The sequence below is a fragment of the Rhodococcus qingshengii JCM 15477 genome (genome assembly GCF_023221595.1).
GTDB lineage: Bacteria > Actinomycetota > Actinomycetes > Mycobacteriales > Mycobacteriaceae > Rhodococcus_F > Rhodococcus_F qingshengii.
The window spans coordinates 3,642,567-3,667,308 of the sequence record NZ_CP096563.1; the positions used below are offsets into that span (position 1 = coordinate 3,642,567).

General features: G+C 62.9%; 24 protein-coding genes. 8 read left to right on the forward strand and 16 right to left on the reverse strand.

The genetic code is table 11. The annotated features are described in order from the left end of the window. Positions 1 to 66: 66 nt before the first annotated feature. Positions 67 to 957, forward strand: coding sequence for a LysR family transcriptional regulator (locus M0639_RS16540; RefSeq protein ID WP_042921818.1), 891 nt, complete (start codon positions 67 to 69; stop codon positions 955 to 957). Position 958: 1 nt separating this feature from the next. On the opposite strand, the gene M0639_RS16545 is transcribed toward M0639_RS16540, so the two are convergent. From M0639_RS16545 to M0639_RS16555, 3 genes are read right to left on the reverse strand one after another with little or no spacing between them, the layout of a single operon-like run. Beyond that, positions 959 to 1,315, reverse strand: a complete 357-nt coding sequence (locus M0639_RS16545) for a PLD nuclease N-terminal domain-containing protein (protein ID WP_003941757.1) — start codon at positions 1,313 to 1,315, stop codon at positions 959 to 961. Positions 1,316 to 1,372: 57 nt separating this feature from the next. Further along, positions 1,373 to 1,996 (reverse strand): TetR/AcrR family transcriptional regulator, encoded by a 624-nt coding sequence (locus M0639_RS16550; RefSeq protein ID WP_030537114.1) that lies wholly within the window; start codon positions 1,994 to 1,996, stop codon positions 1,373 to 1,375. A gap of 57 nt (positions 1,997 to 2,053) precedes the next feature. Then, entirely contained in the window at positions 2,054 to 2,248 is a 195-nt protein-coding gene (locus M0639_RS16555; RefSeq protein WP_003941743.1) for a DUF1918 domain-containing protein, read from the reverse strand. A gap of 179 nt (positions 2,249 to 2,427) precedes the next feature. Between M0639_RS16555 and M0639_RS16560 the strand changes: the two genes are divergently transcribed. Genes M0639_RS16560 through M0639_RS34950 form a run of 3 tightly spaced genes read left to right on the forward strand, consistent with a single transcriptional unit; the run spans position 2,428 to position 5,217 of the window. Further along, positions 2,428 to 4,440: an MFS transporter gene (locus M0639_RS16560; RefSeq protein ID WP_064075432.1), complete on the forward strand. Its 2,013-nt coding sequence runs from the start codon at positions 2,428 to 2,430 to the stop codon at positions 4,438 to 4,440. Positions 4,441 to 4,498: 58 nt separating this feature from the next. Beyond that, a complete protein-coding gene (locus tag M0639_RS16565) occupies positions 4,499 to 5,089 on the forward strand; it encodes a TetR/AcrR family transcriptional regulator (protein ID WP_003941800.1) in 591 nt (196 codons plus the stop codon). Beyond that, a complete protein-coding gene (locus tag M0639_RS34950; protein ID WP_256933145.1) occupies positions 5,086 to 5,217 on the forward strand; it encodes a hypothetical protein in 132 nt (43 codons plus the stop codon). Before M0639_RS16565 ends, M0639_RS34950 begins: the two co-directional genes overlap by 4 nt. A gap of 21 nt (positions 5,218 to 5,238) precedes the next feature. Here the strand turns inward: M0639_RS34950 and M0639_RS16570 are convergent, their stop codons facing one another. The 4 genes from M0639_RS16570 to M0639_RS16585 form a co-directional block, all read right to left on the reverse strand. After that, positions 5,239 to 5,652 carry an arsenate reductase ArsC gene (locus M0639_RS16570; protein WP_054781566.1) on the reverse strand — a complete coding sequence of 138 codons (414 nt, stop codon included), beginning with the start codon at positions 5,650 to 5,652 and terminating at the stop codon, positions 5,239 to 5,241. After that, positions 5,649 to 6,752 carry an ACR3 family arsenite efflux transporter gene (gene arsB / locus M0639_RS16575; RefSeq protein ID WP_064075433.1) on the reverse strand — a complete coding sequence of 368 codons (1,104 nt, stop codon included), beginning with the start codon at positions 6,750 to 6,752 and terminating at the stop codon, positions 5,649 to 5,651. The genes M0639_RS16570 and arsB overlap by 4 nt, the downstream gene beginning before the upstream one ends. Beyond that, positions 6,749 to 7,135 carry an ArsR/SmtB family transcription factor gene (locus M0639_RS16580; protein ID WP_003941739.1) on the reverse strand — a complete coding sequence of 129 codons (387 nt, stop codon included), beginning with the start codon at positions 7,133 to 7,135 and terminating at the stop codon, positions 6,749 to 6,751. The genes arsB and M0639_RS16580 overlap by 4 nt, the downstream gene beginning before the upstream one ends. Positions 7,136 to 7,199: 64 nt before the next feature. After that, on the reverse strand, positions 7,200 to 8,084 hold the full coding sequence (locus M0639_RS16585) for a helix-turn-helix domain-containing GNAT family N-acetyltransferase (RefSeq protein ID WP_064075434.1): 885 nt from the start codon (positions 8,082 to 8,084) through the stop codon (positions 7,200 to 7,202). Between the two features lie 95 nt (positions 8,085 to 8,179). On the opposite strand from M0639_RS16585, the gene M0639_RS16590 reads away from it, so the two are divergent. Next, a complete protein-coding gene (locus M0639_RS16590; protein ID WP_050655316.1) occupies positions 8,180 to 9,541 on the forward strand; it encodes an NAD(P)-binding domain-containing protein in 1,362 nt (453 codons plus the stop codon). 69 nt (positions 9,542 to 9,610) lie between these two features. Further along, the gene (gene treZ / locus M0639_RS16595) at positions 9,611 to 11,332 is read left to right on the forward strand and encodes a malto-oligosyltrehalose trehalohydrolase (protein ID WP_063316136.1); all 1,722 of its coding nucleotides are present in this window, start codon (positions 9,611 to 9,613) and stop codon (positions 11,330 to 11,332) included. 21 nt (positions 11,333 to 11,353) lie between these two features. Here the strand turns inward: treZ and M0639_RS16600 are convergent, their stop codons facing one another. Further along, entirely contained in the window at positions 11,354 to 12,895 is a 1,542-nt protein-coding gene (locus M0639_RS16600; RefSeq protein ID WP_042452853.1) for an MFS transporter, read from the reverse strand. A 128-nt stretch (positions 12,896 to 13,023) separates the two neighbouring features. Here M0639_RS16600 and M0639_RS16605 point away from each other — a divergent pair, with 128 nt between their 5' ends. Continuing rightward, complete coding sequence (locus tag M0639_RS16605) at positions 13,024 to 13,545, forward strand: TetR/AcrR family transcriptional regulator (protein ID WP_007733148.1); 522 nt, start codon at positions 13,024 to 13,026, stop codon at positions 13,543 to 13,545. A gap of 13 nt (positions 13,546 to 13,558) precedes the next feature. Here M0639_RS16605 and ilvA read toward each other — a convergent pair whose 3' ends face one another. The 3 genes from ilvA to M0639_RS16620 all read right to left on the reverse strand — a co-directional run bounded on the left by ilvA (position 13,559) and on the right by M0639_RS16620 (position 17,300). Next, the gene (gene ilvA / locus M0639_RS16610) at positions 13,559 to 14,914 is read right to left on the reverse strand and encodes a threonine ammonia-lyase IlvA (RefSeq protein ID WP_007733150.1); all 1,356 of its coding nucleotides are present in this window, start codon (positions 14,912 to 14,914) and stop codon (positions 13,559 to 13,561) included. A gap of 78 nt (positions 14,915 to 14,992) precedes the next feature. Continuing rightward, entirely contained in the window at positions 14,993 to 16,768 is a 1,776-nt protein-coding gene (locus M0639_RS16615) for a pyruvate dehydrogenase (protein WP_020969844.1), read from the reverse strand. 97 nt (positions 16,769 to 16,865) lie between these two features. After that, the gene (locus M0639_RS16620) at positions 16,866 to 17,300 is read right to left on the reverse strand and encodes a nitroreductase family deazaflavin-dependent oxidoreductase (RefSeq protein ID WP_003941666.1); all 435 of its coding nucleotides are present in this window, start codon (positions 17,298 to 17,300) and stop codon (positions 16,866 to 16,868) included. A 186-nt stretch (positions 17,301 to 17,486) separates the two neighbouring features. Between M0639_RS16620 and M0639_RS16625 the strand changes: the two genes are divergently transcribed. Further along, positions 17,487 to 17,720, forward strand: coding sequence for a hypothetical protein (locus tag M0639_RS16625; RefSeq protein ID WP_003941759.1), 234 nt, complete (start codon positions 17,487 to 17,489; stop codon positions 17,718 to 17,720). Between the two features lie 92 nt (positions 17,721 to 17,812). On the opposite strand, the gene dnaE is transcribed toward M0639_RS16625, so the two are convergent. The 5 genes from dnaE to lspA all read right to left on the reverse strand — a co-directional run bounded on the left by dnaE (position 17,813) and on the right by lspA (position 24,688). Continuing rightward, positions 17,813 to 21,349, reverse strand: coding sequence for a DNA polymerase III subunit alpha (gene dnaE, locus M0639_RS16630; protein WP_003941755.1), 3,537 nt, complete (start codon positions 21,347 to 21,349; stop codon positions 17,813 to 17,815). Positions 21,350 to 21,448: 99 nt separating this feature from the next. Beyond that, on the reverse strand, positions 21,449 to 22,387 hold the full coding sequence (rarD, locus tag M0639_RS16635) for an EamA family transporter RarD (RefSeq protein WP_042453573.1): 939 nt from the start codon (positions 22,385 to 22,387) through the stop codon (positions 21,449 to 21,451). Positions 22,388 to 22,398: 11 nt separating this feature from the next. After that, on the reverse strand, positions 22,399 to 23,082 hold the full coding sequence (locus tag M0639_RS16640; RefSeq protein ID WP_064075435.1) for a hypothetical protein: 684 nt from the start codon (positions 23,080 to 23,082) through the stop codon (positions 22,399 to 22,401). Next, positions 23,079 to 24,005 (reverse strand): RluA family pseudouridine synthase, encoded by a 927-nt coding sequence (locus M0639_RS16645; protein ID WP_007733161.1) that lies wholly within the window; start codon positions 24,003 to 24,005, stop codon positions 23,079 to 23,081. The genes M0639_RS16640 and M0639_RS16645 overlap by 4 nt, the downstream gene beginning before the upstream one ends. Continuing rightward, positions 24,002 to 24,688 carry a signal peptidase II gene (lspA, locus tag M0639_RS16650; RefSeq protein WP_054187270.1) on the reverse strand — a complete coding sequence of 229 codons (687 nt, stop codon included), beginning with the start codon at positions 24,686 to 24,688 and terminating at the stop codon, positions 24,002 to 24,004. Before lspA ends, M0639_RS16645 begins: the two co-directional genes overlap by 4 nt. Between the last annotated feature and the right edge of the window lie 54 nt (positions 24,689 to 24,742).

A 24,742-nucleotide genomic window follows, 5' to 3' on the forward strand; every position in this document is an offset into this window, starting at 1 on the left:
GGCCAACCGTTCGTGTCCACGCGATTTTGACCTACATTATGTTCACGATTAGTGAATGATCGAAGGATGGAAACCCGTCGACTCCATCTCCTCCTCGAACTCTCCCGCTTGGGTTCGATGCGTGCGGTCGCCGAAGCGCACAACCTCACGACGTCGACAGTGTCCCAACAACTCGCGGCCTTGACCGCGGAGACCGGTACCGCACTGATCGAGCCCGACGGTCGCCGGGTGCGGCTGACGCCGGCCGGTCAACGACTGGCCGATCATGCCGTCACCATCCTGGCAGCCGTCGATGCAGCTCGCCTGGACCTCGATCCGGACGCGGAACCGGTGGGGACCCTGCGAGTCGGCGGATTCGCAACTGCGATCAGAACCGCGATGCTCCCCGTCGCTCGAAGCCTGCAACGCAGTCACCCGCAGGTGGACGTGATGATCTACGAATACGAACCCGTCGAGGCTTTTGCACTCCTCGAACGCGACGATCTAGACCTCGCGCTGACGTACGACTACAACCTTGCCCCCGCGTCGCCGAGCCCACTACTCGAAGCAATTCCGCTCTGGTCGACGCCATGGGGACTGTGTGTTCCCGACGACGCCAAAGCTCCCGACAAGTCCACAGAATCCGGAATCGATCTCCGCGCCTTCGCCGACACGTCATGGATAGTGAACTCACGCAACACGGCAGACGAGCGCGCTGTGCGAACCCTCGCGTCGCTGGCCGGGTTCACCCCTCGGATCACTCACCAGATCGACAGTCTCGACTTGGTCGAACTCTTGATCCTCAGTGGTTACGGCGTGGGGCTGATGCCGCTCGAACGCAAGACTCGCGAAGGCGTGCGCGTCGAACCACTCGTCGATCCGCCCGTCATCCTCACTGCCTATGCGGTGACGCGTCGCGGCCGATCGTCGTGGCCGCCGCTTCGGCTCGTGTTGGACCGACTCACGGCCTACCGATAACTCACATCCGATCAGCGTCGCCGTCGCGGCGCTGCTGCTTGGCAATTCGACGCTGCTCTTCCGCCCGCTCGCGGCACTGACGCAAGAAGGCTTCGTCCGCCGCCGGATCCTGCGCAACGGCACGTCCCGGGCGCTCGTATTCGCCGTACCCGGTTGGGCCGACGTATCCGCGGGGCGCGTTCTGTCCGCGCCCGACCACCAGCCACAGAACCGATCCCAAAGTAGGAAGGAAGATGATGATCAGAATCCAGACGACCTTGGGTAGGTACTGGATGTAGGCGTCATCTCTCGTGATGGCGTCGACGATGCAGAAAATCCACAGCAACATCGTGATGAGGCCGAACAAGGCATAGGGCACGCTGGCGATTCCTCCCGAGAATAAAAAACCCTCGCCATGCTAACGAAAACAGACCAATTAGTACATTAGATTCTGGCGAATGTTGAACTCGAGCCATCCTCGGTACGCATCGACGTCCCATCCACTGACCCGACGCAATTGCTGATGAAGCTGAGGCGAGACGAAAGCGGCAAGTATGCCCGCAGCTTTCTCGAGCGAAATCTCAGGCCTCAACAAGCCATGCTCGGAGAGACCCTCGGCTATCGACATCGCATTGACGGCCGACTGATCCGACGACTCCTCGGATAGTCGACGCATGTCGGCATCCGCACCCGAGGATTCGACCGCGACCATCATCAGAGCGCCGGCACGTTCGAGCAGTCCGATGCCCTGAGCCACGATCTGGGAGACGATCCGGCGAACGTCATCGGGGTCCGAGGCCAGGTTCGGCGCGCCGAGTGGAACCTCTTCGGCATCGAGCGCCGCAGCGAGGGCCGCTTCGAAGATCTCGAGTTTCCCGCCAGGGAAGGCTGTGAACACCGTCCGATCGGCGACGCCGGCCGAGGCGGCAATCTGCTTGACGGTGGCACTGACATACCCGTCTCGAACAAACAAGGCCGTCGCCGCATCACGAATGAGTTCACGCGTTCGCTGCGCGGAAGCTTCACGCACGCGGGAGTGGTACTGGCGTCTGCCCTCCATTGCGCACACTTTAGCCGCATTCGATGCAACGACCATGCATGGAAAGAATCGTGCAGCTCAGGAGCCTTTTCCGGGGTGGTCTATCCAGCCGTCGCTACCGGGAAACACCAACGCCTCGTGGCCGTTGTCGTACCTGACCAGATAGGGAGGACCGCCGTCCTCGCCGTGCACCTCGAGAACCTCGGCAGTTACCTCCGCCTGCCCCACAACGCGCCCCTGGACGTGGAGACGGTCACCCACTTCGGCATGCATCACTCCTCCTCGCTGCCCGCTCGCGCAGGCGCAGACCAACCACTGACGTTGTTCCCGCCATGCCGACTCGGAAACCCTGGGGCAAGTTGCCGTCGTGAGAAATCGCATATTCACCGAAGGTGACAGTGACGGGTGAACAGTGGTTCACTCATGGGTGAATTCCCGTTCACCATCGCCGCGTGAAGGACCGTCTCTTGGCATTGCACTCGTCTCCGACCACTCGCCGTTCAAGTCGGCTCATTACCGCAATTCTCTGTCTTTCCGGCACCGTGGTCGCGCTGCAACAAACGATGGTCATTCCGTTGTTGCCCGATTTCCCGAAGATCCTCGGCGTCAGCGCTGACGACGCCTCCTGGCTCGTCACAGTCACGCTCCTCACGAGTGCCGTCGCCACTCCGATCGTCTCCCGCCTGGCAGACATGTTCGGAAAACGACGCATGATGCTGATCTCGATGACGATGATCGTGGTCGGATCACTGGTCGCGGCGATCGGCGGCAACTTTGTCGCCCTGCTGATCGGACGTGGTCTCCAGGGCTTCGCGATCTCGATGATCCCCGTCGGAATCAGCATCATGCGCGACGAACTGCCCAAGGAGAAGGTGGCGTCGGCAACAGCGTTGATGAGTGCCACTCTCGGAATCGGCAGCGCACTCGGGCTCCCGCTGTCCGGGTTGATCTTCGAGCATCTGGGCTGGCCCGCCATCTTCTGGCTCTCGGCGATCGTGGGCGTCCTGCTGATCATCGCGGTAGCCGTCGTCGTCCCGGAATCAAGTGTTCGTACCCGCGGCAAATTCGACTTCCTGGGCGCGGTCATGCTCTCGACAGCACTCACGGCGATCCTCCTCGCCATCTCCAAGGGCGCCCGTTGGGGATGGACGAGCGAACTGACATTGCTGATGTTCGTCATCGGAATCGTGACTCTCGCATTGTGGTTCCCTTACGAACTTCGCGTCACCCAGCCGATGGTCGATCTACGAACGTCGGCCAAGCGGCCTGTTCTGCTGACCAACGTCGCCTCGATCCTCGTCGGCTTCTCGATGTACGCGAACAACCTCTCCACCACCCAACAACTTCAGATGCCGAAGATCTCCGGCTACGGCTTCGAACTGGGCGTGATGGCGGCCGGACTGTGCATGATTCCGGCAGGCCTCGCGATGGTCTTCTTCGCGCCCGTCTCCGCGAACATCACGAAGCGATTCGGAGCCAAGATCACCCTGATCGTCGGCGGCACGGTGCTCGCGCTCGCCTACATCGCGCGAGTGTTCCTGACCGGTTCGATAGCACTGATCATCATCAGCGCGGCGGTGGTCAGCATCGGAACCGCAATCGCCTACTCCGCGATGCCGATGCTGATCATGCGATCGGTTCCGATTACCGAAACCGCGTCGGCAAACGGCCTCAATTCGCTGCTCCGCTCAGTCGGTACTTCCACGTCCAGCGCGGTGGTTGCCGCCATGCTCACTTCGATGGTCATCCCGTCCAGGCCGGGCGAGGGCCTTCCGTCGATCGACGCCTTCAAGAACATCTTCTGGCTGGCCGCCCTCGCCGCCGTGGCTGCTGCCGCTGCCGCTGCGTTCATTCCTCGCCGCGGCGCAAAACCGGAAGCGGCACTTCGCCCGGTGACCCCGGAAGGGTTCGAGCTTCCCGACGCCGCCGTGTCCGAAACGGAAATTGTGGTTGCCGGTCATGTGGTCCGGGCCGACAGCCGACCGATCCGGCAGGCCGTTGTCACCGTGATGGACATGGAGGGGCGACCGATCGACTGGAGTCGCGCCGACAACGAGGGCAACTTCTCCCTCGCCCTACCCCGGCCCGGCCGGTACCTGGTGGTCACGAGCGCCGACGGTTGGTCCCCGAGATCACAGGTAATCAGCTTCGACAGCGCGCAATCGACGCACACCGTCGAACTCGGTGACCGCCTCACCATCTCCGGCAAGGTCGGAGTCGGCGGCCGAACAACCTCGGGAACCGTCGTCACGCTCACGAAACCGACCGGCGAATTCGTCGCATCCACGGTCACCGACGGAACCGGGCACTACGGAATCGCACTTCCCACATCCGGCCGGTACATCCTGACCGCGCTGACCGAGAGCGGACACGGCACATTGGCTCGTCAGAGAGCGGTCATCGCGCAGTCCACCGTCGTCGATTTCGACGTACCCGTCGATGCCGAGCCGTTGACGACAGTATGAACGCCAGTACAAGCAACCGAACGCATGGCGATCGGGTATCGAGGCGGAGGCGAGCGACATGAGCAGCGGCGAAGCCAGCATCCTCACAGCAGCGAAAGCCTTGTTCGCGGAACGAGGTTACGCATCGACGACCATCAAGGACATCGCGGTCGCAGCCGGCTACTCCCCTGCCCTGGTCATGAAGATCTACGGCAGCAAAGCTCGGCTGTACTCGGCTGCGATCCCGTCCGCACCTCCGATGGACGAGGATCCGAATGCCGACGCCACCGGAGACATCGGCTGTCAACTGGTCGAGAAACTTGTCGCTCGTAGAGAATCCGACGAAACCGATCCGTGGGCAATGCTCGCAGTACACGTTCACGAGGCGCCAGATCCGGCCGCCGCTCGGGCCGAGATCAAGCAACGATACGTTCACGGGATCGCGCGCCGCATCGGCGACACGGAGCCCGGTTTGGTACGCAGCCAGATCGTCGTCTCACTGCTGCTCGGACTGGCCACCGGCATGCGGACGCTCGAACTCCTCGGTGAGGATTCACTGTCGTCGGAGGATCTGATCCGGCGCTACGGAAGGCTGATTCAAATAGCCGTCGACGAAATCGAACCGGTATCCGAGCACGAATCGTTCATCAGTGACACGGTGGAGGAATGACTGCTTACCGATACCTCGACGCCGACCGGAATCTCCTCGAAGAGAAAGATTTCGAAACCGAGCAGGACGCACAGGAATACCGACTCTCCGTCCTCGGTGCCGAACACATCGAGCCCGCGGGCGAATGATCCTGTCGAGTCCCCGATCGGTCAGGAAGACTTCGCGGCAGTGGTGAGTTCGTCGATCAGAGCTTGAACGCGCCGCTCGATTTCGTCACGGATCGGGCGAACTGCTTCAAGGCCCTGTCCGGCCGGGTCGTCGAGAACCCAGTCTCGGTAACTCTTGCCGGGGAAGATCGGGCACGTGTCGCCGCAGCCCATGGTGATGACGACATCCGAATCCTGGACGGCGTCGACAGTGAGGATCTTCGGAGACTGCGCTGAGATGTCGATACCGCGCTCTGCCATCGCCTCGACCGCTGCCGAATTGACGGTCTCGGCGGGTGCGGATCCGGCGGAACGGACCTCGATGGCGTCGCCCGCGAGATGGCTCAGGAATCCCGCGGCCATCTGAGATCGACCGGCATTGTGGACGCAGACGAACAACACCGATGGTTTGCTCATGACCTCGCTCTTTCTCGACTGGATGAAACCTCTTTGACTGCAAAGCGTTTGCGTAGAGCAAGGGAGACATAGACCAGCCCGACGAGCACCGGTACCTCGATCAGCGGGCCGACGACACCGGCAAGAGCTTGCCCCGAGGTGGCGCCGTAGGTGGCGATGGCTACCGCGATCGCGAGTTCGAAGTTGTTGCCCGCGGCGGTGAACGCCAGGGTCGTGGTGCGTTCATAGCCCAATCCGATTGCGGCGCCGAGGATGTAGCCTCCGCCCCACATGAGCGCGAAGTACGCGAGCAAGGGCAGCGCGATCCGGACGACATCCCAAGGCTGGGAGGTGATCTGTTCGCCCTGCATCGAGAAGAGCACGACGATGGTGAACAGCAGACCGTAGAGCGCCCAGGGGCTGATCTTGGGGATGAACTTGTTGTCGTACCAGTCGCGGCCTTTGGCGCGTTCGCCGAAGAAGCGGGACAGAAAACCTGCCAGCAGCGGGATACCGAGGAAGATCAGGACCGATTTCGCAATCTGCCAGGGCGAGGTGTCGATGGTGGTCTGTTCGATGCCGAGCCACCCGGGCAGGACCGAGAGGTAGAACCAACCGAGCACGGCGAACATGATCACCTGGAACACCGAATTGATGGCGACCAGCACCGCGGCGGCTTCGCGGTCTCCGCAGGCCAGGTCGTTCCAGATGATCACCATCGCGATGCACCGAGCGAGACCGACGATGATCAAACCGGTTCGGTATTCCGGCAGGTCAGGCAGAAACAGCCAGGCGAGGGCGAACATCAGCGCCGGGCCGAGAACCCAGTTCAGGAACAGGGAGCCGGCGAGGAGTTTCTTGTCCCCGGTGACTGTGTCGAGGCGGTCGAAGCGGACCTTCGCCAGGACCGGGTACATCATGATCAGCAGACCGAGGGCGATCGGTAGCGAGATGCCGTCGATCTGCACCTTGTCCAGGGCAGTGTTCACACCGGGGATCCAGCGTCCAACCAGCAGGCCGACGACCATGGCCACGCCGATCCAGACCGCCAGATAGCGGTCGAGGGTGGAGAGTTTTCCGACGACTTCGGGGTGTTCGGTGGTGGCAGCGGTGTTGCTCATGCGGTGACCTCAGCGCAAGCGTCCGCGGCACTCACGCTCGCACCTTCAACCAGCAGAACGGCGGAAAGCTGTTGCAGCGCAGCCGGAATAACCCAGTAGTACACCCAGGTCCCGCGTCGTTCACAATCGAGCAGCCCGGCCTGGCGCAACACCTTCAGGTGATGCGAGATAGTCGGCTGAGACAAGTCGAACGAGTCGGAGATGTCGCAGACGCAGGCTTCACCACCCTCGTGACTTGCCACCAAGCTGAGCAAGCGGAGACGAACCGGATCGCCGAGGGCCTTGAACATCCGAGACAAGTCGCCGGCCCAATCCTCGGTCAACGGTTCACGAACGAGCGGGGTGCAGCAAGCCTCGGAGTCCGGCAGCTCTTGATTCGACATTCTTCGATATTGACAGATATCGAATCAACGCGCAATCGGGCATCCGGTCAGCCGGATCCCGGACTCATCCCTCGGCGATCGCCGTTCGACGCTCGAGCAGAACAGTGTCGCGCCACACGCCGTCGAGTTCGGCGATCTTCTCGCGAAGGCCGACCGTTCGAAACCCGGCCGAATGATGGAGCGAGATGGAGGCACGGCTCTCCGGGAACATCGACGTCTGCAGAGTCCAGAGTCCGTCGGCGTCGGCGGCCATGACTTGCTTGCGCAACAACGCCTTTCCGACGCCACGACCACGCATGCCGTCCGCAACGTACACGGAGTTCTCGGCAACCCCGCGGTAGCAGTCACGCTCGGAAACCGGACTCAACGCAGCCCATCCGACAACAACACCCCCGATAGTCGCCACCCATCGATGCTGCGGCAGCCACCGTTCGTGGAGATGCTCACGCGAGGGGACCTCAGCGGCAAAGGTGGCATTTCGGGTGTCGATACCCTCGCCGTAAATACGGCGAACCGCATCCCAGTCGTCGTCGATCATGGCCCGGACAGAGACATCGTCGGGCAAATCACTCGGGCAGCACGGACGCGGAGCAAGGACTCCCATCACCACATCCGCCGCCTGCGGCAAGGCAACGCAACACGTCGGACTCATCGCGACGACCGTGCTCGTCCCTTCCTTACGCATGGTCACAAAACCCACATCGGCGAGCTTGCGCAGGTGGTGCGACACCGTCGGTTGCCCGATCCCCAACGCCTCGGCGAGCGCTCCGACGGTAATACCACCGACCGCGCTCGCTACCCGGTGAAGCAATCGGACGCGCATCGGCTCGGCAAGGCAGGCGAACCACTGCGCGTAGGTATCGGCATCGCCCTGCGCGAGGACGGAAGAACGGATCTGATCCGGGTCCGAATCTCCGACTCGTACCGTCGGAGTCTGCAGCGAAGTCATCTCTCCACTATATCGACAGCTGTCGATGGTTGCTTATATTGATGATCGTCGATACAGTTCCCGTAGATCGATAATCGTCGATGAAAGGCACGAAAATGAACCCCCTACCCGTTGTCGTGATCGGGGCCGGCCCGATCGGCCTGGCAGCCGCAGCAGAACTGCGCGAGCGCGGACTCACACCCCTTGTATTCGAGCGCGGAACCACAGCCGGTGCTGCGATCTCCGAGTGGAATCACGTTCGACTGTTCTCCCGGTGGTCCGAACTCGTCTCCCCCGCCGCGCGGCGACTCCTCGACCAGAATGGATGGAGCTCACCCGACGGGCAGACCTATCCGACCGGCCGGCAATGGCGCGAGCTCTACCTCGAACCACTCGCCTCGGCCCTCGCCGACCTGGTCCAGTTCGACACCGAGGTGATCGGCGTCGCTCGACGCGGACGTGACCTGGTCGTCGACGCCGGACGCGACAGCGAACCCCTCTCGATTCACCTGCGCCGCCGTGACGGAACCGAGGATCGGATGTTCGCCCAGGCCGTTGTGGATGCGTCCGGCACCTGGGGCACCCCCAACCCGCTCGGTGGTGAAGGGCTTCCTGCACTCGGCGAAGGCGCTGTGGGTACTGCGATCCGGTACCGGGTTCCCGATCTCGACGATCCGGCAGTGCGGGCACAGTTCGCCGGAACGCACACCGTCATCGCAGGTAGTGGCCACTCCGCGCTGACGGCGATCGTTGCGCTGTCAGGGTTGGCGGAGCAGGCTCCGAGCACCCGCATCACCTGGGCGGTCCGCCGAGGAAACATCGGCTCTGCATTCGGAGGCGGCGACGCTGACGAACTGCCCGCGCGCGGCGCCCTGGGCTTGCGTGCAAAGAAGGCCGTCGAGGATGGCCTGTTGAGAGTCGTCACCGGCTTCCGCACCGCAGAGGTGACAACTACCCCTTCGGGACAACTCATACTCGCCTCCGATGCGGGTGATCGCATCGAGAACGTGGACAACGTCATAACGCTGACCGGCTTCCGCCCCGATCTGTCCTGGCTCTCGGAAATTCGACTCGGCCTCGACCCGGTCTTACAAGCACCGGTCGAGCTTGCTCCGCTGATCGACCCGAACGTCCACTCGTGCGGCACCGTTTACCCGCATGGCGCGAAGGAGCTTCGCCATCCGGAGCCGGGGGTGTACTTGGCTGGAATGAAAAGCTACGGCCGAGCACCCACCTTCCTGGCGATGACCGGCTACGAGCAGGTTCGCAGCATCGCAGCCGAGCTCGCCGGCGATCACGAAGCAGCGGCCCGCGTCGAGTTGGTCCTTCCGGAGACCGGAGTCTGCGGCGGCGCAGGCATTTTCGACGAACCTGACACAGCAGAAACCGACACAGGGAAAGCCGAGGGCGGATGCTGCAGCGCCCCCGCTCCGAAACTGATCACGCTGTCTGCACCGTCCGGCAACACCTGCGGATAGAAACAGTCCTTGACGACGGAACCAGCCCGCCGGGCTGCCACATCCGGCCGAACAAGGCATGCTGATCGTGTGCATACATTCGAGGTCTGGGCGCCCACACCGGAATCGGTCCGGGTCGAAGTCGACGGCATCACGCACGAGATGGACCGGACCGACGACGGGTGGTGGCGCGCCGAGGTCGACTGCGACAACCGCGCTCGCTACGGCTTTGTCGTCGACGGTGAAACACTCCCGGATCCGCGTTCACCACGCCAGCCCGAAGGCGTGCATCTCCGCTCCCAGTTGCATCAGCTCGACGAGGCGTCCTGGACCGACTCTCAGTGGACCGGACGACAACTCCCAGGATCATCGGTCTACGAACTGCACATCGGAACGTTCACCCCCGAAGGAACATTCGACGCCGCGATCGAACGTCTCGATCACCTGGTAGACCTCGGCGTCGGCTTCGTGGAAATCATGCCGGTCAACGGCTTCAACGGAACTCACAACTGGGGCTACGACGGTGTGCTCTGGTACACGGTCCACGAGATCTACGGTGGCCCGGACGGATTGCAACGCTTGGTGAATGCGGCCCACGAACGCGGACTCGGCGTGATTCTTGACGTGGTCTACAACCACCTGGGCCCGTCGGGCAACTACCTCGAAAAGTTCGGCCCCTACATTGCCGATGGAGCGAACACCTGGGGCCGAACGATCAACATCGGCGGTCCGCAGTCGGGCGAGGTTCGCGAGTACATCATCGGGAATGCCCTGCGATGGATGCGCGATTTCCACATCGACGGTCTACGCCTCGACGCCGTCCACGCGTTGGTCGATCACACCGGAACGCACATCCTCGAGGAACTCGCCGTCCGAACGGAAACACTGTCGGCTCATCTGGGTCGACCGCTCACGTTGATCGCCGAAAGCGATCTCAACGACGCCACTCTGATCACGCCACGAGCGGCCGGCGGGTTCGGCTTGGACGCGCAGTGGGACGACGACATCCACCACACCATTCACACGGCCGTGTCCGGCGAACGCCAGGGTTATTACGCCGACTTCGGATCCTTGGAATCCCTTGCAAATACATTGCGGCGCGGTTTCTTCCACGCCGGAACGTATTCCTCGTTCCGTGGACGGGTTCACGGCCGGCCGATCGACATCACGCATCAGCCCGCCAGCGCCCTGCTCGCATACACGTGCACCCACGATCAGATCGGCAACCGCGCGATCGGGGACCGCCCGAGCGCCTATCTGACGCCAGGACAATTGGCGATCAAGGCGGCGCTGGTCCTGCTATCGCCGTACACGCCGATGCTGTTCATGGGCGAGGAATGGGGAGCGACCACTCCGTTCCAGTTCTTCACCTCGCATCCGGAACCGGAACTCGGCGAGGCCACTGCCAAAGGCCGCAAAGCGGAGTTCGCGGCGCACGGCTGGAACAGTGACGACATTCCGGATCCGCAAGACCCACAGACATTTCTGCGATCGAAACTGGACTGGGACGAGCGAGACGACGAGACACGCGCTCGCGTCCTGGCCTGCTATCGCGATCTACTTGCCCTGCGCAGGAAGCGAATCGAGATCACCGACCCTTGGCTGGGGCACCTGCACGTCGACTACGACGAGGACGACCAGTGGATCACCCTGCGCCGCGGCGCATTACAGATCGTGTGCAATCTGGGAACGGACGCGGCCTCGGTCCCGGCCGGCGGAACCCCCATCCTCTGGTGGGATCCGCCGACACAGGACGAGACCGCGTCCGCAACCGCCGTGCCGGGGCACTCGTTCGTCGTACTCGAAAGCTGACTAACTCTCGAGATTCCGGTATTAACGCTTCGCGTTCTCTGGTGTACTCCGCAGCATCCTCAACACCAATGCGGCACTGACGAACAGAACCAAAGCTGTTGCACCGGCAGCAACGTGCATACCGTCGACAAACGCCGACTTCGCGGAATCGGCAAGCACCGAACCGAGTTCACCAGGTAGGTACGTTGCTTCCTGCAGGGCACCGCCGAGTGTGCCCTGTGCAGCGTGCGCCTGATCTGCTTCGAGCATCGAGGTGTCGATTCCCTTGCGGAAGATCGCCATCACCACGCTGCCCAGGATCGCCACGCCGAGCGCGATGCCGAGTTCGTACGCGGTCTCCGACACAGCGGAAGCAGCGCCGGCGCGTTCGGGTTCCACCGAACTGACCACGAGATCCGATGTCAACGTCAACGCGACACCGACACCAGCACCGGCCAGACCGAAGCCGATCACGAACATCAACGGGCCGCTGTCGACGCCGAGCGCGAGCAGCATCGCAGCACCGATACCGGCAACCGCGAGGCCCGCGCTGAGCACGTGAGACACCGACCACCGGCGAATCAACCAGGCTGCCGCAACCGCGGTGAATGCGCTGAGCAACATACCCGGGAGCATCAGCAGGCCGGCGTCGAGCGCCGAGTTACCCAGCACCAACTGCAGGTACTGCGAGCCGAAGAACAGGACACCTGCCAGCGCGAAGATCGAGAGCAGGTTGGTGATGACGGCGGTGGAGAACGACGCGTTGGCAAACAGCTTCAGATCCAACATCGGATCCTTCAGCATCCGCTGACGACGCACGAACACGTAACCCGCCGCGAGACCAACGAGGCCGATCACCAGCAACGTGATGCTGACGCCGTGCACCACGGATTCCTTGACCGCGTACACCAGCGGCAACATGGTCGCCATCGACAGACCAGCGCTGATGAGGTCGAATCGACCCGGATTGGGGTCCTTCGACTCCGGGATCAGGATCGGGCCGAGTACAACCAGCGCGATCATGACCGGAATGTTGATCAAGAAGACCGAACCCCACCAGAAGTGCTCGAGCAACCAACCACCGACCAACGGGCCGGCCGCGGTACCGCCACCGGCCATCGCGCCCCAGACACCGATCGCCTCGGTGCGCTGACGCGGGTTGACGAAGATCGTGCGGATCAGACCGAGGGTGGCAGGCATCAGCGTTGCACCGGAAATACCCTGCAGCACGCGGGCGGCAATGAGCATCTCGGGACTGACAGCGAGAGCGGCGATGATCGAGGCGAGACCGAAGCCGACTGCGCCGATCAGGAGCAGTTTTCGCCTACCGATCCGGTCGCCGAGCGTACCCATGGTGATGAGCAGACCGGCGAGCACGAACGAATAGACGTCGATGATCCACAGCAACTGCGTGCTGCTCGGTTCGAGGTCGGCGCTGATGAACGGAAGCGCAAGATCGAGCACCGTGCCGTCGACTGCGATGAGCAACACAGCAAAGGCAAGGACTATCAAGCCCGCCCAGTCACGCTTTGTCGCCCGAACCTCGTCGGGATTGATTGCAGACGTATCTGCCGACACTGACATTGCTCCCCTGCGACTTTCTCTGAGTTCTTTCGAAAAGACTTCACTGCACCGTCCAGCCGGTACAGTAGGTCTACGGTAACAGTGAACCGTCCGAGCGGTAAAGTTATTTCCGGGTAGGGTCACATCACATGGCTGCCGACACTCGCGATCGAATTCTCGACGCACTGGAGAAGCTGCTGCTGGTCAGCGGCGTCGCCCAAGTCACGCTCGAAGGCGTTGCCGCCGAAGCCGGGGTTTCCAAGGGCGGACTTCTCTATCACTTCCCCAGCAAGGAAGCACTGCTCGCGGCGATGGTCCGCAGACTCGGAGAACGCTCGGATCAGCAACTCGAAGACGCCGTAGCAGGCGGTACGACGGTCACCGAGTTCTATCTGCAGATCCCCGATGCGAACGAAAGCGAAGAACTCTCACTCTTCCGGTCGATCATCGCGGCACTGAGAACAGTCGACGGACAACACGACGAAATCCAGAAAGCCGTCACACATGTGATGCGGAGCTGGGACAAGGGCCTTCAGACCGAGATCGCCGACCCTGTGCAGGCCGAGATCATCCGACTCGTCGGCGACGGCCTGTATTTGGCGGCGATGCTCGGGCTCCCCCAGCCGGATCCCGAACTGCATCGACAGGTGGTCGAGCGACTGCGGCCCTGACCGGGGGCGTCTCTTACGTCAGATAGCGGTACGCCGGGCTTCCCGGCTCGAGCCTCTCGGACTGCATCGGCGCGCGCTCCATCCGCTCGAGTAACGCCGCCAACCCGTCGGCGGAACCGAGTTCGATACCCACCAACGCGGCACCCGTCTCGCGATTGTTTCGCTTGACGTACTCGAACAGCGCGATGTCGTCGTCCGGCCCGAGCACGTCCGAGAGAAAGCGACGGAGCGCTCCCGGTTCCTGCGGAAAGTCGACCAGGAAGTAGTGCTTGAGCCCGAGGTGAACGAGCGAACGCTCGAGGATTTCGCCGTAACGAGAGACGTCGTTGTTGCCACCGGAGATCAGGCACACGACGGTCGAACCCGGCTCGAACGTCAAATTCTGAAGTGCCGCAACGGAAAGCGCTCCCGCGGGTTCGGCGATGATGCCCTCGCTCTGATACAGCTCGAGCATCGCCGTGCAGATAGCGCCCTCGTCGATCTGATTGACGACAAACGATCCCGAACCGGACCGTGTCTGAAGTTGACGAGCCACGAGCGGCAACGACGCGTGCGACACCACGGCGGCACCCAGACGTGAGACGACCTCGTAGGGAACATCGCCGATCCTCTTGACCGCTGCGCCGTCGACAAATGGATCGACGTCGGGAAGAGTCACCGGGCCCCCGGCAACAAGAGCGGCCGTCATTGACGCCGCACCGGACGGCTCGATCCCGACGATCGACGTCTTGGGCGACCGTTCGTGCAGGTAGGTGGCGATGCCCGCAATGCAACCGCCGCCGCCGACCGGCACGACGATCGTGTCGAGAGGGGCGTCCAATTGCGTGAGAATCTCCGCTGCGATGGTTCCTTGCCCCGCAGCGGTGCGCACGTCGTCGAACGGGGGAACCATGGTTGCGCCGGTTTCGGCTACGTCCTCGGCGGCCGCAGCAGCTGCGGCGTCATAGGTCTCACCGATCATGAACAGTTCGACAAACGCTCCACCGTGCGCGCGGATGCGATCACGCTTCTGCTTGGGGGTATTGGCCGGAACGTAGATCCGACCCTTGATCTGCATCGTTCGGCACGCGAAAGCAACACCCTGCGCATGGTTACCGGCACTGGCAGTCACTACGCCGGCACCGCGTTCGGCCTCGTTGAGCTGAGCGATCAGGTTGTACGCGCCACGAATCTTGTACGAACGAACGCCCTGGAGGTCCTCACGCTTGAGATACACGTGTGCCCCGGTCAACGCCGAAAGACGATCGCTGTACTGCAGGGGCGTCGCCGCAATGACGTGCTGAATTCGCTCGATGGCCGCGTCGATCTCCTGCGCGTCGAGCGCGGGGACGGTGGACTTCGTTACTACGACATCGGGCGAGTTAGACACCCCGCCATTTTCGCACGTCGGAGATCAACCTTCCCACCACCCCGCCCCGCATGGTCTGCGAGGCAGGGTGGCGGTAGGTCAGCCGCGCGGATCCAACTGTGAGGGACGTGGCACGTTCCGCAGATTCGACTTGGCCATCTGTACTGCCTCGCCGACGCCGCCGTTCATCACCATCTTCGACATCGCCAAAGCGAAGCCCTTCATCTGACCACCGGTGATGGTGGGCGGCAACGACAATGCCAGCGGATCGGTCACCAGATCAACCAAGGCCGGACCGTCGTGATCGAGCGCGGCGCGTAGGCCCGCTTCGATATCCGCGGGATTCTCGATTCGGCGCGAAAAGATACCGAGCGCAGCAGCAACCGCCGCGTAGTCGACCGCGGGCACGTCGACCCCGAAATCCGGAAGGCCGTCGACCAGCATCTCGAGCTTGACCATTCCGAGCGTCGAGTTGTTGAACACCACGATCTTGACCGGCAACTTGTACATCGCGACGGTGACCAACTCACCGAGCAGCATCGACAATCCACCGTCGCCCGACACCGAGATGACCTGACGCCCCGGACTCGACCATGCAGCACCCATCGCGTGTGGGAGCGCATTGGACATCGATCCGTGCAGCGCCGAGGAGATGAAGCGTCTCGATCCGTTCGGATTGAGATAGCGCGCCGTCCACACGTTGCACATCCCGGTGTCGGCGGTGAAGATTGCGTCGTCGGCTGCCAGATCGTCCAAGATCGAGGCCGCATACTCGGGGTGAATCGGCGTGCGCTGCTTGACCGGATCCGTATATGCACCAACCACTTTGGTCATCAGAGTGTTGTGCTTGGCGAGCGTGTCCTCCAGGAACCCGCGGTCGGTCTTTCGATCGAGCTGCGGAATCAGTGCGCTCAAGGTGCTCGCGACGTCGCCGTGCACAGCCAGGTCCAGGCTGGTTCGACGCCCCAACCGCTCGGCCGCGATGTCGATCTGAGCGGTACGAACGTCGTCGGGCAAGAACTGATCGTAGGGAAAGTCCGTACCGATCAGGAGCAGGAGATCGGCGCCGTGGATACCGTCGTGCGCCGCACCGTAACCGAGCAATCCGGTCATCCCGACGTCGTATGGATTGTCGTACTGGATCCATTCCTTGCCACGCAGTGAATGCCCGATGGGAGCGCCGACGGTTTCGGCCAACGCCAGAACCTCCGCGCGCGCATCTCGCACGCCCGCGCCGGCGAAGATCGCAACCTTACGCGAGCCGTTGATCACATCTGCCAACGCCTTGACGTCACCGGCATCCGGAACGACTGTCGGCCTTCGGGTTTCGACGAGCGTCGGCGGGGTGCCTTCTGCCGGACAATCGGCGATGTCCCCGGGAAGCACGATCACCGAGACGCCGTTTCGAGCCACCGAATGCTGAATCGCCGACTGCACCACGCGAGGTGATTGGACTGCCGTGCTGACGAGTTCGGTGTAACTCGAACATTCGATGAAGATCCGCTCGGGATGCGTTTCCTGAAAGTAGCCCATTCCGATCTGGGCGCTGGGGATGTGCGAGGCGATCGCGAGGACCGGCGCGCCCGAACGATGAGCGTCGTACAGGCCGTTGATCAGGTGAAGGTTTCCGGGACCGCAGGATCCGGCACACACTGCGAGTTTTCCGGTGATCTGGGCATCCGCTGCGGCCGCAAAGGCGGCTGCTTCCTCATGCCGGACGTGTATCCAATCGATTCCGCCCTTCTCGGAACCACCGGTGCGACGAACCGCATCGACGATGGGATTGAGACTGTCACCGACAATGCCGTAGATCCGACTGACACCCGCGTCAACGAGCTGCTGAACCAATTGATCTGCAACGGTTTTCGGACTCATCAGACCTCCATGACACACTCACGGGAGTCGGGATCGCCGACCCCCGGGAGTGACGATTTACTTGTGATTGATGCAGCGCTTCTTGTGGAATGCGGGGTTACTTGGGTTCGAGCACGAACACCGGAATCTCACGATCGGTCTTCGTCTGATAATCGGCGTAGTCGGGGTACGCAGCGACAGCGCGCTCCCACCAGACCGCCTTCTCGTCGCCGGTGACTTCCCGAGCAACCAGGTCGAAGACCTGCGTCGCGTCACGCAGCGTGACGTGCGGGTCGGCTTTGACGTTGTAGTACCAGACCGGATTCTTCGGGGCGCCACCGAGCGAAGCCACAACGGCATACGAACCGTCGTGCTCGACCCGCATCAGCGGCGTCTTCCTGACCTTGCCGGACTTTGCCCCGATGGTCGTGAGAACGACGACGGGCATGCCGTTCATGTCGTTTCCCTCGGTGCCACCGGAGTTCTCGATGCGTGCGACCTGATCGGCGGCCCACGACGCTGGACTGGGTTCGTACTCACCTGTGATTGGCATGTGTACCAGTGAACACCCACTCGAGCACCTTGGCCACCGAACCACGCCGACCAGGCCTGTCGCCCGCGCACTCCCCTGGTTGATCGATTAAGTGAGCTGCCGATCAATAAAGTTCGCTTGCCCGAACTCTCATCTCTGGCTACTCTGAAACCACAGCTTCGAACAGCCGTATCAGAAAGGGACGAGATGACCACCGCAGATATCTCCACTCGCGAATCACGCCCCTCCCCCGACTATTGCGTCGATCTGGCCGGAACTCGGTGGCCGCTGTACAAGATCGAAGCTCTCGTGGTCGGGTTCGTGCTGTTCGTCGTCGCCGGTGCCGTCACGCAGTCGATGCAGGTGGCCGTACTGACTGCCGCAACGGCCGCTGTAGTCACGTGGTGGGTACGGCGCGTGCACTACTCACGCACCACCTGATCACCGCACTCCCCCGAACTCCCGCGAACCACGAAGGGACCTTGCTGCATCAGCAGCAAGGTCCCTTCGTTCGGTTCAGGTCCGCTCGGCGGTCAGACCGTCAGGCAACTCGGTCCGAGCAATGCCTTCAGGTCGCCCATCAGTGCCGAGGACGGTTCGACCCGAAGGACGTCGTCGACCTTCCACAAGCTGATTTCGGTTCCGCCGATCAGTCGGACATGGACATCGGACGTCCCCGGATGCCTGGTCAACACCTGCTTGAGAGCACTGAGCTTGTCCTTGGTGCATTGCCGAAGCGGCAGCGAGACCGACAGCGGACGCGCAACCCCGATCGCCGAAATATCAGGTACCGCAAGGTCGTTGCCGATCAGTGACATCCGATCGTCTCGGATCGAAACGCGAGCCTTGACCAACACGATGGCATCCTCGGCGATGTCCATTCCGTACACGGCGTACGCCTGCGGGAAGAACAGCACCTCGATTCCACCCACGAGATCTTCGAGCTGCACGATGCACCAGGTCAGACCGTTCTTGTTGACCCGGCGGTCCACCGAGGCGATGATGCCGCCGAGAGTTACCTGGGCACCGTCCTGGACGCCGCCTTCCAAAATCGCGGCGATGGACGTGTCGGACTGCTGGCGAAGAATGTGCTCGACGCCGTTGAGCGGGTGACCGGAGACATACAGCCCCAGCATCTCTCGTTCGAGCGCCAGGCGATGCTTGGAATCCCACTCTTCGTCAGGAATCTTGACGTCGAACACCGAGGTGATCGACTCGTCCGCCTCGGCACCGCCGAAGAGGTCGAACTGTCCGATCGCCTCCGCCTTCTTGGTGCTCATCACGGAATCGATGGCGTCGGCATGGACCAACATCAGGCCCTTGCGCGGATGACCCAACGAGTCGAAAGCACCGGCCTTGATGAGCGATTCGGTGACCTTCTTGTTGCAAGCCATCGCGTCGATCTTGCCGAGATAGTCGGAGAAATCTGTGAACTTCGACTTCTCGGTGCGCGCCTTGATGATCGAGGCGACGACGTTGGCGCCGACGTTGCGCACCGACCCCATACCGAAACGGATGTCGTCGCCGACGGTCGCGAAGTCGACGCGTGACTCGTTGACGTCCGGCGGGAGAACGGTGATGCCCAACTTGCGGCAGTCTGCGAGGTAGATCGCGGACTTGTCCTTGTCGTCACCGACGGAGGTCAGCAGACCCGCCATGTACTCGGCCGGGTAGTTCGCCTTGAGGTACGCAGTCCAGTACGACACGAGTCCGTAGCCGGCGGAGTGCGACTTGTTGAACGCGTAGCCGGCGAAGGGAAGGACCGTGTCCCACAGCGCCTTGATGGCGGCTTCGCTGAAGTTGTTGTCCAACATGCCCTGCCGGAAGCCGGCGTAGGCCTTTTCCAGCTCGGAAAGCTTCTTCTTACCCATGGCGCGACGCAGCAAGTCGGCCTGACCCAGGGTGTACCCGGCCACCTTCTGCGCCAGTTGCATGATCTGCTCCTGGTAGATGATCAGGCCGTAGGTCTCCGAGAGGATCTCCGCGAGCGGCTCCTCCAATTCGGGGTGAATCGGCTTGACGTCTTCCAAGGCGTTCTTGCGCTTAGCGTACGAGATGTGGGCGTCCACACCCATCGGTCCCGGTCGATACAGCGCCAAGGCGGCGACGATGTCGCCGAATCCGGTGGGCTGCATCAGTTTCAGCAACTCGCGCATACCGCCGCCGTCGAGCTGGAACACACCGAGAGTGTCGCCGCGGGCGAGCAGTTCGTATGTTGCCGCATCGTCCATCGGCAAAGTGTCGAGGTCGAGGTCGATGCCGCGGTTGGCTTTGATGTTCTCGAGCGTGTCGCCGATGACCGTGAGGTTTCGCAGACCGAGGAAGTCCATCTTGAGCAGGCCGATGGCTTCACACGAGGGGTAGTCCCACCCGGTGATGATTGCGCCGTCCTGGGCGCGCTTCCAGACCGGGATTGCGTCGGTGAGCGGTTCGGACGACATGATGACCGCGCAGGCGTGCACACCGGCGTTACGGATCAGCCCCTCCAGACCCACCGCAGTCTTGTAGATCTTCGCGACGTCCGGGCTGGAGTCGATGAGTGCTCGAACCTCGACGGCCTCCTTGTACCGCTCGTGCTTCGGATCGGTGATACCGGAGACAGAGATGTCCTTGGCCATGATGGGCGGCGGGAGTGCCTTGGTGATCTGATCGGCGATGGCGAAGCCCGGCTTGCCGAACTGGACGCGAGCCGAGTCCTTGATGGCAGCCTTGGTCTTGATGGTGCCGAAGGTGATGACCTGGGCGACCTTGTCGTTGCCCCACTTGTCCGTCGCGTAGCGAACCATCTCGCCGCGACGGCGATCATCGAAGTCGATATCGATATCGGGCATGGACACACGCTCGGGGTTGAGGAATCGCTCGAACAGCAACCCGTACGGGATGGGGTCGATGTTGGTGATACCCATCGCGTAGGCCACCAACGAACCGGCAGCCGATCCACGGCCGGGCCCGACACGGATCCCGACGTCCTTGGCGTGGTTGATCAGGTCGCCGACCACGAGGAAGTAGGCCGGGAAGCCCATTTCGTTGATGACGCCGATCTCGTAGTCGGCGCGGGCGAGGTACTCCTGCGGCGGTCCGCTCGGGAAGCGGCGATCGAGTCCGCGCATCACCTCGGCGCGCAGGAAGGTCTGCTGCGTGTGTCCCTCCGGGACCGGGAAGATCGGCATCCGGTCGTGGAATGCCCAGACGTCCTCGTACGACTGCACACGCTCGCCGATGGCAACGGTGTTGTCGCATGCCCCCGGTACCTCGTTGTCCCAGATGGCGCGCATCTCGGCAGCGGACTTGAGGTAGTAGCCGTCGCCGTCGAACTTGAAGCGAGTGGGGTCGGAGAGCGTCTTGCCGGTCTGAATGCAGAGCAGCGCCTCGTGATTCTCGGCGGCGTCCTTGGTGACGTAATGGCAGTCGTTGGTGGCAAGTGGCGGAATACCGAGTTGCTTGCCGATGTCGAGCAGACCCTCTCGCACACGGCGCTCGATCGAGAGACCGTGATCCATCAGTTCGAGGAAGAAGTTGTCCGGGCCCCAGATCTCCTGCCACTTCGCGGCAGCTTCGAGAGCCTCGCGATCGTGACCGAGACGAAGGCGGGTCTGGATCTCACCGGACGGGCAACCCGTGGTCGCGATGATGCCCTCGGCGTGCGCGGCGATGAGCTCCTCGTCCATCCGTGGCCATTTACCGAGCTGGCCCTCGATGGACGCGAGCGACGACAGCTTGAAGAGGTTGCGGAGTCCGGTCGCGTTCTCGGCCACCATCGTCATGTGGGTGTACGCACCGCTACCGGAGACGTCGTCGGACTTCTGGCTGCGATCGCCCCACAGAACTCGCTTGGTGTTGAAGCGAGACTCGGGTGCGATGTAGGCCTCGATGCCGATGATCGGCTTGATGCCGGCGCTCTTTGCCTCGTTGTAGAACTGGCTGGCGCCGTACATGTTTCCGTGGTCGGTCATGCCGACTGCGGTCATTTCGAGACGAGCGGCCTCCTCGAACATGGCGCCGACCTTGGCCGCACCGTCGAGCATCGAGTACTCGGTGTGATTGTGAAGATGTACGAACGAGTCAGCCACGTGCGCCTCTCTGAAGGTCTGGGAGCGAGATCGAGTGTATGCCGCGCTGCCGACACGACCGGCGACCGACGTAGCGGAGTCGCCGTGCGCCGCCTCCGGTCACGTGACCGGAACCTCGGGTTCGGCGCTCGACCTCACCGAACGCCGCGAACGTCGACCGGCGACGAAGGTGTCTGTCGTGAAGATCACCAGTGCAGCCCAGATCAGAACGAAGCCGATCCAGCGTGAGGCCGGCATGTCCTCGTGCATGACGGCCACACCCCACGCCATCTGGAGCGCCGGGGTGAGGTACTGCAGCATGCCCATCGTCGCCAACGGAACTCTCTGAGCGGCGACGCCGAACAGGAGCAGCGGCAGCGCGGTGACCGGGCCGGCGGCAAGCAGCAACAGGCTGTGCCCGGTACCGCTGCTGATGAATGCACCGGCCCCGGTCAGGCCGAGAAACACGAGGTAGCCGACCGCGAACGGTGCGGCAACGACTCCCTCGGCAGTCAAACTGGTTCGAGGATCGAGCGGAACCACCTTCTTGACCAACCCATAGGTGGCAAACGAGCCGGCGAGCAGCAAAGCGACGATCGGAGGTTTCCCGAAGTCGACCGTGATCACCACAACTGCCGTGGCAGCGAGAACGAGCGCGGCGATCTGGGCGGGACGCAGTCGTTCGCGGAAGATCACGACGCCGAGCAGAACGGTGACCAGCGGGTTGATGAAGTACCCGAGAGCCGCCTCCACGACGCGGCCTGACACCACGGCATAGATGTACGTCCCCCAGTTCACGGCGATCGCCGCTGACGCCGCGGTCACCAGCAGCCAGGTGCGTGCGCTGATTCCGCGAAGCGATCCGAGGCGGCCGGCAAAGGCCAACACGATCAGCATCAACAGAAGGGTCCACACCACCCGGTGCGCCAGGATCTCGACCGGATCGGCGAAGTCGAGTAGTCCGAAGAATGCCGGGAACGTTCCCCACAACAGGAACGCCGCCACACCGTAGAGGATCCCCGAGGACGAACCGGACCTAGCGCGTTCGTCCTTGTTCACAGAACCGGAGTTCACGGGACCGGGCCGTCGTCGGGGCCGGGAGCAACGACGTCCACGTACTCCGGCAGCAAGGGACGGACGGCTGCCAGCCACGGCGAGGCGTCGGACGGCAACGCTTCCACTGCACGGACGTTCGAGTCATGTTCGATCGCTTCGAGTCCTTCGGGAGTAGCTCGCACCAGCACGCCCACCGCGCAGGCGCACCCGGCGGACAATCGCTTCGCCGACGCGAGCGCCACCTGTTGCTGACGATCGGTGTCGCCGCCGAGCGAGACCAGTCGCGTGGCTGCAACCCCGGGCGATCTGCGTACTGCTTCGTCGTTGTCGGGCACGGGCACCGACATGAGCGGCGTCTGGACGCGCTCGATCGGAACTCGGAACATGACCCTGGACACGCGAACGCCCGAGACCTCAGCGCCCGGCACCTGAACACTGCTGGTCGACGTGATGACCTCGTCGACGGTGAGTGCCTTCGTGAACGAGACCAACGCCCACACCGGCCCATCGACCGACGCGACGGAATCTCGCGCTCGGTCGAGGTAGTCCGGGACAGCTTCCCCACTGTCCGGACCCAGGGTGTCCGTCCGGATCGGCGGGGTCGGCACGGGATTCGCGAACCCCACGCCCACCACCGCCGCCACACCGACCACCACCGCGACGACGGCCGGCGCGGGGGTAAGCCCGCGCGGTGTCATGAGGACCGGAGAACTTCGAGTGCGTGTTCGAGATCCTTCGGGTACTTGCTCTTGATCTCGACCCAGCGACCGTCCGCCGGATGTGCGAATCCAAGAGACACGGCGTGCAGCCACTGGCGCTCGAGGCCGAGCCTTTCGGCAAGTCGAGGGTCCGCGCCGTAAGTCAGGTCGCCGCAGCACGGATGGCGCAACGCCGAAAAGTGGACACGGATCTGGTGTGTGCGACCGGTTTCGAGGTGCACGTCCAGCAGACTCGCTGCCTGGAACGCCTCGATGGTGTCGTAGTGCGTGACGCTGGGCTTGCCGTCGGCCGTGACCGTGAATCGCCAGTCGTTCCCGTGATGGCGTCCGATGGGCGCGTCGATCGTTCCGCTGCTCGGGTCGGGGTGTCCCTGCACGAGAGCGTGATAGCGCTTGTCGATGGTCCGCTGCTTGAAAGCGCGCTTGAGCAACGTGTACGCGCGCTCGGATGTGGCAACCACCATGACACCCGACGTTCCGACGTCCAGGCGGTGGACGATGCCCTGACGCTCGTGGGCACCGGACGTCGAGATGCGGAAACCGGCCGCGGCAAGTCCGCCGATGACGGTCGGTCCCGTCCACCCGACGCTGGCGTGCGCGGCAACTCCGACGGGCTTGTCGACTGCCACGACGTCGTCGTCGGCGTAGAGGATCTCCATTCCCTCGACCGGTGTCGCTTCGATGGTCAGGGGCCGCGGCGGTTCGGGCAGGACTACCTCGAGCCACGACCCTGCGGTCAGACGATCGGACTTGCCGACGGCCACACCGTCGACGAGTACCGAGCCTTCTTCCGCGAGTGTCGCGACCACGGTGCGCGAGAGTCCGAGAAGGCGCGCGAGGCCGGCATCGACGCGCATGGCATCGAGACCGTCGGGCACTGGCATCGAACGGGATTCCCTCACTTGGTTTCTCCCTCGGCTGCAGCCTTCGATTCGGTGAGCTTCTTGTCGTCCGCCTTGTGATCACGCAGGCGTTCACCGTTGGGTTCGAAGCCGAACAGTGTCAGGACGACGAGCAGAATCGCGCCACAGACGATCGCGGAATCCGCGATGTTGAACACCGGCCACCAGCCGACGGAGACGAAATCCACCACATGTCCGCGCATGATTCCGGGAGAGCGGAAGAATCGGTCGACGAGGTTACCCAGCGCGCCGCCGAGAACGAGGCCGAGACCGAGCGCCCACCACGGTGAACGGAGCGTGCGACCGATCTTGATCACACCTATGACCACACCGATTGCGACGAGAGTGAGGATCCACGTCATCGACGTCGCCATCGAGAACGCTGCCCCCGGATTGCGCACCATCGTGAATGTGACCACGTCACCGATGATTTCGATCGGCTGCCCCGGTTTGACCGCGGCGACTGCCCACACCTTCGTGAGAATGTCCGAGAGCAGGATGACAGCGGCGATGGCAATGAGCATGGTCAGCCGGCGGGGCTTTTCGACCGGCGCAACCGCCAGGTCACCGTCTTCCGATTTCACGGCTTCCGGTTTCACGGTTTCGGACTCGTCGGCCTTCGAGATTTCGGTAATCGGCTGATCCTCCGCGTTGACATCTCGGTCTGGGTGGTCTGTACTCACGCAACCATCATCCCTCATGTTCACCGCACCGGGTCACGCACTCTGCAACTGCGG

Coding starts and splice junctions, on each gene's coding strand:
- M0639_RS16580 (WP_003941739.1), bottom strand. CDS start 7,135: ATGTCGAATCAAGAGCTGCCGGACTCCGAGGCTTGCTGCACCCCGCTC.
- arsB (WP_064075433.1), bottom strand. CDS start 6,752: ATGAGCAACACCGCTGCCACCACCGAACACCCCGAAGTCGTCGGAAAA.
- M0639_RS16550 (WP_030537114.1), bottom strand. CDS start 1,996: ATGGAGGGCAGACGCCAGTACCACTCCCGCGTGCGTGAAGCTTCCGCG.
- M0639_RS16585 (WP_064075434.1), bottom strand. CDS start 8,084: ATGACTTCGCTGCAGACTCCGACGGTACGAGTCGGAGATTCGGACCCG.
- M0639_RS16570 (WP_054781566.1), bottom strand. CDS start 5,652: ATGAGCAAACCATCGGTGTTGTTCGTCTGCGTCCACAATGCCGGTCGA.
- M0639_RS16620 (WP_003941666.1), bottom strand. CDS start 17,300: ATGCCAATCACAGGTGAGTACGAACCCAGTCCAGCGTCGTGGGCCGCC.
- M0639_RS16625 (WP_003941759.1), top strand. CDS start 17,487: ATGACCACCGCAGATATCTCCACTCGCGAATCACGCCCCTCCCCCGAC.
- M0639_RS34950 (WP_256933145.1), top strand. CDS start 5,086: ATGACTGCTTACCGATACCTCGACGCCGACCGGAATCTCCTCGAAGAG.
- M0639_RS16565 (WP_003941800.1), top strand. CDS start 4,499: ATGAGCAGCGGCGAAGCCAGCATCCTCACAGCAGCGAAAGCCTTGTTC.
- M0639_RS16555 (WP_003941743.1), bottom strand. CDS start 2,248: ATGCATGCCGAAGTGGGTGACCGTCTCCACGTCCAGGGGCGCGTTGTG.
- M0639_RS16590 (WP_050655316.1), top strand. CDS start 8,180: ATGAACCCCCTACCCGTTGTCGTGATCGGGGCCGGCCCGATCGGCCTG.
- M0639_RS16540 (WP_042921818.1), top strand. CDS start 67: ATGGAAACCCGTCGACTCCATCTCCTCCTCGAACTCTCCCGCTTGGGT.
- M0639_RS16600 (WP_042452853.1), bottom strand. CDS start 12,895: ATGTCAGTGTCGGCAGATACGTCTGCAATCAATCCCGACGAGGTTCGG.
- M0639_RS16640 (WP_064075435.1), bottom strand. CDS start 23,082: ATGACACCGCGCGGGCTTACCCCCGCGCCGGCCGTCGTCGCGGTGGTG.
- M0639_RS16615 (WP_020969844.1), bottom strand. CDS start 16,768: ATGAGTCCGAAAACCGTTGCAGATCAATTGGTTCAGCAGCTCGTTGAC.
- M0639_RS16605 (WP_007733148.1), top strand. CDS start 13,024: ATGGCTGCCGACACTCGCGATCGAATTCTCGACGCACTGGAGAAGCTG.